The following is a 295-nucleotide window of genomic DNA, read 5'->3' as shown; positions in this document are numbered from 1 at the left end:
GACAGGCGTTTCTCCCGTGGTGCTTGGCTTTCGGGGTCTATCGCAGCGTGTAGAAGAGCCATTGGCGAAACTCGTCCACGGGCAGGCACAGCACGACGATTTCGCTTGCCGCGATGAAGGCCAAGGCTGGGGCGAGGCGCAAAACGCGGCGGCGCTCGTTCACGAAATCGCACAGTATGAGCCACATGGGCTCGAGAGTGCCCAAGGCGAGCGGTATCTTCAGCTGCGGATGGTCGATGGTATAGAACTGGTTGATGGAATACACGACGTTCTGGCCCAGGTACTCGTATTGAAA

1 pseudogene is annotated in these 295 nt (G+C 58.3%); it reads right to left on the bottom strand.

Going from position 1 to position 295, the window contains the following annotated elements:
* Positions 1-37 precede the first annotated feature (37 nt).
* Positions 38-295: pseudogene (locus NE591_RS14845) on the bottom strand (helix-turn-helix transcriptional regulator); the annotation flags it as partial.

It is taken from the genome of Adlercreutzia sp. DFI.6.23, from assembly GCF_024462535.1.
GTDB classification, from domain to species: Bacteria; Actinomycetota; Coriobacteriia; order Coriobacteriales; family Eggerthellaceae; genus Adlercreutzia; species Adlercreutzia rubneri.
This window is presented reverse-complemented; position numbering and strand designations above follow the sequence as displayed.